General features: G+C 66.7%; 7 protein-coding genes. 5 read left to right on the top strand and 2 right to left on the bottom strand.

The genetic code is table 11. The annotated features are described in order from the left end of the window. The first annotated feature begins 443 nt into the window (after positions 1–443). From ACWEO2_RS42525 to ACWEO2_RS42505, 5 genes are all read left to right on the top strand, one after another. Positions 444–1118 (top strand): DJ-1/PfpI family protein, encoded by a 675-nt coding sequence (locus ACWEO2_RS42525; protein WP_452410570.1) that lies wholly within the window; start codon positions 444–446, stop codon positions 1116–1118. 41 nt (positions 1119–1159) lie between these two features. Further along, the gene (locus ACWEO2_RS42520; RefSeq protein ID WP_452410569.1) at positions 1160–1459 is read left to right on the top strand and encodes a hypothetical protein; all 300 of its coding nucleotides are present in this window, start codon (positions 1160–1162) and stop codon (positions 1457–1459) included. 124 nt (positions 1460–1583) lie between these two features. Further along, positions 1584–2663, top strand: a complete 1080-nt coding sequence (locus tag ACWEO2_RS42515) for an MBL fold metallo-hydrolase (RefSeq protein WP_452410568.1) — start codon at positions 1584–1586, stop codon at positions 2661–2663. A gap of 148 nt (positions 2664–2811) precedes the next feature. Continuing rightward, positions 2812–3393 carry a TetR/AcrR family transcriptional regulator gene (locus ACWEO2_RS42510; RefSeq protein WP_452410567.1) on the top strand — a complete coding sequence of 194 codons (582 nt, stop codon included), beginning with the start codon at positions 2812–2814 and terminating at the stop codon, positions 3391–3393. Positions 3394–3433: 40 nt separating this feature from the next. Next, on the top strand, positions 3434–4210 hold the full coding sequence (locus ACWEO2_RS42505) for an SDR family oxidoreductase (protein WP_452410566.1): 777 nt from the start codon (positions 3434–3436) through the stop codon (positions 4208–4210). A gap of 15 nt (positions 4211–4225) precedes the next feature. On the opposite strand, the gene ACWEO2_RS42500 is transcribed toward ACWEO2_RS42505, so the two are convergent. After that, entirely contained in the window at positions 4226–5431 is a 1206-nt protein-coding gene (locus tag ACWEO2_RS42500; RefSeq protein WP_452410565.1) for a DNA polymerase III subunit delta', read from the bottom strand. Positions 5432–5855: 424 nt separating this feature from the next. Then, positions 5856–6359 (bottom strand): mycothiol transferase, encoded by a 504-nt coding sequence (locus ACWEO2_RS42495; protein ID WP_452410564.1) that lies wholly within the window; start codon positions 6357–6359, stop codon positions 5856–5858. Positions 6360–6419: the final 60 nt, after the last annotated feature.

Raw genomic sequence — 6419 nt, 5'->3', positions numbered from 1 at the left:
AAGAACAACGCCGACATCGACACCGATGCGCTGCTCGCTCTCTGCAGAGAAAAGCTCGGCCCGGTCAAGACACCGAAGTCGGTGCAGATCCGCCGCCTGCCGAGATCACCCGTCGGCAAGGTCCTTCGCCGTGAACTGCGCGACGAGTACTGGGCTCATGCCAGCCGGCGAATCTGATCGCGTTCATCGCAGCCGAACAGCGGCCGCCGTCGACCTTGTGGTGGTCGGCCGGTCATCCCACTCCCGCTGTCGGCCTCGGCCTGCCGCACCCAGCCGCGCAGGCCTCGGGACGGATGCCGAGATCTTTCGACATGCGCGAACGGGCGGTTGGCCTGTTGGCGATTAACCGGTGAAATCTGGCAGGTATCCCAATGGTCAGGCGAGCCCCCGCTAAATAACGTGCAGTTCAGTTGATCATTCTCCCTGCTTCGAAGGATGCCCACATGCACGTCCAGGTCGTTCTCTTCGATGGCTTCGACCCACTCGACGCCATTGCCCCGTTCGAAGTACTCCACGCGGGCGGCACGGCTTCCGATGGATCGATTACCGTCGAGCTCGTCTCGGCCGAAGGACCACGTGAGGTGGTCAGCGGTACCGGCGACCTGACACTGCGCGCGATCGCCGCATTCGACCCCACCCGCGCCGGCCTGGTGCTGGTTCCAGGTGCTGCCGGTCTGGTCGGCGATCCGCAGGAACAACCGTCCGACGAGGACACCGCGGGTGAATATATCCAGGTTCGCCTCGCCCGGACGCTGGATACCGCGCTGCCCGTGTTGCTGAAAGACGCCATGGAGAACCCCGACATCACGGTCACCACGGTCTGCGGCGGCTCACTGGTGCTGGCCATGGCGGGCCTCACCGAAGGCCGCCACGCCACCACGCACCACCTCGGGATGGACCTGCTCGAAGCCACCGGCACACACGCAGTGCGGGCCCGCATCGTCGATGACGGTGACCTGGTCACCGCAGCAGGGGTCACCTCCGGCCTCGACCTCGGCCTATACCTCCTCGAGCGCGAGATCGGGCCACAGGTCGCGCATGCCGTCGAAGAGCTCTTCGCACACGAACGGCGAGGTGTCGTCTGGCGCAACGCCGGGCCCGCGCCGTCCTCGTTCTGACCATCCCGAATTGCCAAATCCCCTTAAGGAGGACTCGTCACATGCAACCTTCGGAGACATGGGACCTGACCATCGCCACCCCGATCGGAAAGGTCAACGCCGTTATCGATCTGTACGAGCGCGACGGCGCCTGGCACGGCACCGCGCAGGGCGCCGGTGAGGACATCGAGCTCCGCGACCTCCTGCGGGACGGAGATCGGATCACCTGGCGGCAGGCCGTCACCAAGCCGATGCGGCTGAACCTCGCCTTCGACATGACCGTCGACGGTGACGCTATGACCGGCACCTCGAAAGCAGGCCGTCTCCCGTCATCCAAAGTGACCGGCCGACGTCGACGCTGAAGGCCGGATAGTCACTCTCGGAAAGTGCGTCATGTGTGACTTCATTTCCCGCGCTGCCGGGGAGGCCGCGAGCGGTTCGAACCGGCGCCGGTTCCTCCAGAGCCTCGGAGCCGCAGGATCGGCGTTGGCCCTAGGCACTGCGGCAGCCTGCGCAACATCCCGCAGCACGGAACCACTTGCCCGCACCCGGATCGTGCCGCTCGGGACCGCGGGTGGGCCGACCTTGCTCGACCCCGCGCGGGCCGGCGTGTCCACCGCCATCGTCCATGCGGACCGGATCTACCTGGTCGACCTCGGACTCGGCGCATACCAGCGGCTCGTCCAAAGCGGGATCGCACCGGGCCTGGCCAATGGTGACCTGCTCGAGAACGTGCGCGGGATCTTCTTCACCCACCTCCACAGCGACCACATCGCGGACTGGCCCGCGCTCTACGTCACCGGCGTTTCGAACGCGATCGGCCGTACCGCCCCACCTATCCAGGTGTGGGGGCCGGGTGTACGGCCCACCTTGCCCCGGGTCTTCCCGCCCGGCCGTCCGCAACCACCCGTATTCGAACCCGGCGACCCAGGCCCCGGCACCGTCGGCATGACCAACCACCTGCGCCAGGCCTTCGCGACCGACCTCAACGATCGATCCCGCGACAGCGCCCTCGCTGGCCCCGACACACTGTTCGAGGTCCACGACATCGATCTCGCCGGTATCTGGACACCCGACCCGGAAGGCGAACCACCTCGCCTGTCCGCACCGATCCACATCTGGCAGGACGACGACGTCACAATCACCGCAACCCTCGTCGACCACCACCCCACCGCGCCGGCCTTCGCCTACCGGTTCGACACCCCGGACGGCTCGATCGTCATCTCCGGCGACACAACGGTGAGCAAGAACCTCATCGACCTGGCCCACGACACCGACTACCTGGTGCACGAAGTGATCGACGCCCAGTTCGCCGAACAGGTCGTCGCCCACCTACCACCCGACAAAGCCGCGCCCATGCGCGAACACCTGCTCTCCGCTCACACCACCATCGAGCAGGTCGGCGCACATGTCGCGCAGGCCGCACGAGCACGCAACCTGGTTCTCTCCCACCTCGTTCCGGCGAATAACCCGATAGCACGGTGGAAGCTGGCGCAACAGGGCTACTCCGGCCGCCTCGTGATCGGCAACGACCTGGACGCGCTGAACGTGGGAGTGTCGGTTTAGCGGCTCTGGCGCACTTCCGGTAGGGCTTGCCCAATGTTATCCGTATGGATAACGTTATCTGCATGGATAACAAAGTCTCCAATCATGGTGAGCCACCGGGCGATCGGACCCTCACCTGCGCCGAGGTCGGCAAGTAGGCGCAGCGGTCATGACCACCCGTCAGGCGGCGACAGCGGCCCGCAGACAACAGATCACCCATACCGCGATCGCCCTGCTCGGCGAGCTCGGCTATCAGGCCACCACCTTCGAGGCCATCTGCGGCAGAGCTGGGCTCAGTAGCAAGCGGCTGATCACCTATCACTTCTCCAGTAAGGACGAGTTGTTCGCGGCCGTTGCCGATCAGATCGTCGCCGACGCCGAAGCCCACATGCGACCCACCCTCGAGGCCGCGACCGGTGCCCGAGAACTGCTCGCCACCGTCATCCGGGCGAACGTGGCGTTCATCGCCGGTCACCTGCCGCAGGTGCGGGCGCTCCAACAGATCCTTCTCAACGGCAGTCACGGCGTCTGGGAGCGGCACCACATCGAATCGCTGAACCGGCTGGCCCGTCTATTCGCGGAGGGCCAGCGCACCGGAGCCTTCCGCCCTTTCGACCCCCAGGTCATGGCAGCGGCGCTACGAGCCTCCATCGACAGTGTGGTCCCGCTCCTTTCCGCTGGACTCGACCCCGATCTCTGTGGAAATGAACTGGTCGAACTCTTCGACCGCAGTACGAGTGAACAGCCCTGACGGGAAGGCAATCGCCGGCCTGCAAACTGAAGGAAGCACAATGACATTTACCGAGGTTGCCGGGCGTACGTATGTCGTGACCGGCTCCGCATCGGGCATCGGCGCTGCGACCGCGACGATGCTGCGCGAGCGGGGCGCCAAGGTCATCGGTTGCGACCTCAGCGACGCCGATATCGAGGCTGACTTGGCTACGCCCGAGGGGCGGCAGTCGCTGGTCGACCAGGTGGCCCAGCGTGGGCCCATCGACGCAGTGCTCGCCATCGCAGGGGGCGGCAAAACCGGTCTCCTCGAGACGAATTACTTCGGCGCCGTCTCGACGCTCGAAGGGCTACGACCGCTGCTGGCGCAGAGCGCGGCGCCCCGAGCCGTGGCCGTGTCCTCTACCGCGTCGTTGGCACCCGCGGACGAGCGCGTGGTGCAAGCATGTCTCGACGGTGACGAAGCCGCCGCCGTCGCCTACGTCGATGCGGACCCATCTATCGGTGCTTACGGCATTGCCAAACGCGCGCTTAATCGCTGGATACGCAGGGTTGCCCCGACACCCCTGTGGGCCGGATCCGGCATCGCCCTCAACGCTGTCGCACCCGGCGTCGTCGACACACCCGCGGCCGCCTGGATCTTCGCTAGCGAAGACACCCGCGCCGCCATAGAAACCATGGCACCACAACCGTTCGGCGGCTTTCCCGGGCGACCTGAGTGGGTCGGCGAACTCATCTGCTGGCTCGCCGGTGCGGACAACCGTTTCGTGACCGGTCAGGTCATCTTCGCCGACGGGGGTGCGGAGACGGCATTGATCGGAGACCTGCACTGGCGTTGAAACGGGTGGTAGCGCTCACGCGGATTGGGCGGCGATGAGGCTGGCGACCATGGCGGCGAGGGCGAAGCGGGGCTTGACGTTGAGATCGAGAGCTTCGCGGCAGGCGAGGACGGCATCGAGGGAGCGGAGCAGGCCTTCGGGGCGGACGCGGTCGGCGAGGTCGTGGATCTGGTCGGACAGATCGGGGTGGGTGAGGGCGACGCCGGAACCGTTGCGGGCCGCGCCGAAGCGGACGGCGAGGGCATCGCGGTAGACGCCCGCGACGTCGATGAGGGCGCGGTCGAGGGCATCGCGACCGGTGCGGGTGGCGCGGGACTTCTGCCTGCGCTCCAAATCCTTCAGCACACCGGCCGAGCCCCGGGTCGCACCCGCGGCACCCTTGCCGGTACCGCCAGCGCCGAGTGCGGTCGCCAGCTCTTCCCGCTCGCGTTCGTCGCGGGCCGCACTCATCTGCTTCGCCTCGTCGTCGGCCGACTTCACCAATTCGTCGGCGGCCGCATAGGCGGCACCGGGCCGTGACACCGCGCCGACCAGCGCGAGCGCACGCTGCCGGCGCGATCGGGCCTCCTCGTCGGTGGCCAGCCGCCGGGCCCGCCCGACATGGCCGCCGCTCACCGATGCCGCCCAGTTGGCCGTCTGCTCGTCGAGCTTGTCGCGCTCACGCAGCACCTGTGCGATGGCGGGCACCGAAGGCGTCACCAGATGCACATGCCGACAGCGCGAGCGCAGCGTCACGGAGATGTCCTCCGGATCCACCGACGGCGCGCACAGCAGGAACACCGTCCGCTCCGGCGGCTCCTCGACCACCTTCAGCAGCACATTGCCCGCCGCCTCGGTCAACCGATCGGCGTCCTCGATCAGCACCACCTGCCACCGGCCGGTACTCGGCCGTCGCGCGGCGATCTGCACGATCTCGCGCATCTCCTTGGTGCTGATGCTCAGCCCCTCCGGAATCACCCGCCGCACATCACCATGCGTTCCGGCCATCGTGGTCGTACACGCATGGCATCGCCCGCACCCCGGCGTCCCCTCGTCGGTGCACTGCAGCGCGGCCGCAAAGCACAGTGCCGCAACCGATCTCCCCGATCCCGGCGGCCCGGTGAACAGCCACGAATGCGTCATCGCCCCATTGCCCGCACCCCCGCGCGCGGCAATCGAGGCAGCCGTCAACTCGGACTCGACCGTATCCTGGCCGACCAGTCGATCGAAGACACCCGCCACGCCGTACACCCTAACCGCCCCCACCGACAGGGTCCCGCCCGAGCACCACGACCGTGCTGAACCGCCGCTCGGCAGCCGCATGCCACCATCCGGGCGGCGACGGCCCGATTATCCGCGAGGTCGGCTGATCGGGATGCAGTCCGAGCCTACGCAGCGCCTCCCCGGCGACCCGGATATCGAACCGGCTATGCCATCGGCCCTCCGGACCTGGTCCACAGCCTCGAGTCCAGCAGACTTCGTCAACGGTGAACGGCATCCAGTCGATACCGCGCTCGCGCAGTCAAGCGCGCACAGCCGCCATCGGATGCGGACTGTCCGCAAGGTACTCATAGCCCGCGATGTAAACCCACTCACGACCGGTCACGCTCATGGCTCCATGATGCCGGTTCGTACCGAATCTCGCAGGCCCGCAGAGATTTTCGACTCACACTCGCTGATAAGTGGTGTTCGCGCCGTCGAGCGCTTCGCGAATGATATCGGCGTGACCGCTGTGGTGGGCGATTTCGCGCAGGACGTGCAGCACAGTGAAACGCACCGTCCACCATTCGCGTTCGGGTGTCCAAGGCGTGGTCGGTGTGGGAATGGACGTGTTCAGGTCGGGTTCGGTCCGGATCAGCTTCTCGGTCGCCGCCGCGACCTCGTCCCAAGCTGCCAGCAGCCCGGCCACCGTTTCATCGGGTCCGAGCACGTACTCGCCATCGAATTTCGAAACGTCGAGTTCGGCCGTTTCGTCGCGCTCGATAATGACCGTCGTCCAGTGGCTTTCGCAGCTGACCAGGTGATGCAGCAGCCCACCGAGCGTCAGTTCGCTGACCGTCGTGCGTTGCCGCGCCTGTGCGTCGTCGATGCCGCGCAGGGTGATCCGGAACAGCTCGCGCTGACTGGCGAGCATGGCGATGAGATTCTCGCGTTCTTGGTCGATGGCCATGGACAGTCCCCTTCACGATCGTTCGTCGATATGGGGCGAGGCTACGGCATCTTCGGCCAG

The organism is Nocardia sp. NPDC004278 (assembly GCF_053602975.1).
The sequence above is the reverse complement of the archived record's forward strand: the minus strand, read 5'-3'. Positions and strand labels throughout refer to the sequence as shown.

Excerpts from the sequence above, each read along its gene's own strand:
- ACWEO2_RS42510 (WP_452410567.1), top strand. The coding sequence starts at position 2,812 with ATGACCACCCGTCAGGCGGCGACAGCGGCCCGCAGACAACAGATCACC.
- ACWEO2_RS42525 (WP_452410570.1), top strand. The coding sequence starts at position 444 with ATGCACGTCCAGGTCGTTCTCTTCGATGGCTTCGACCCACTCGACGCC.
- ACWEO2_RS42495 (WP_452410564.1), bottom strand. The coding sequence starts at position 6,359 with ATGGCCATCGACCAAGAACGCGAGAATCTCATCGCCATGCTCGCCAGT.
- ACWEO2_RS42520 (WP_452410569.1), top strand. The coding sequence starts at position 1,160 with ATGCAACCTTCGGAGACATGGGACCTGACCATCGCCACCCCGATCGGA.
- ACWEO2_RS42505 (WP_452410566.1), top strand. The coding sequence starts at position 3,434 with ATGACATTTACCGAGGTTGCCGGGCGTACGTATGTCGTGACCGGCTCC.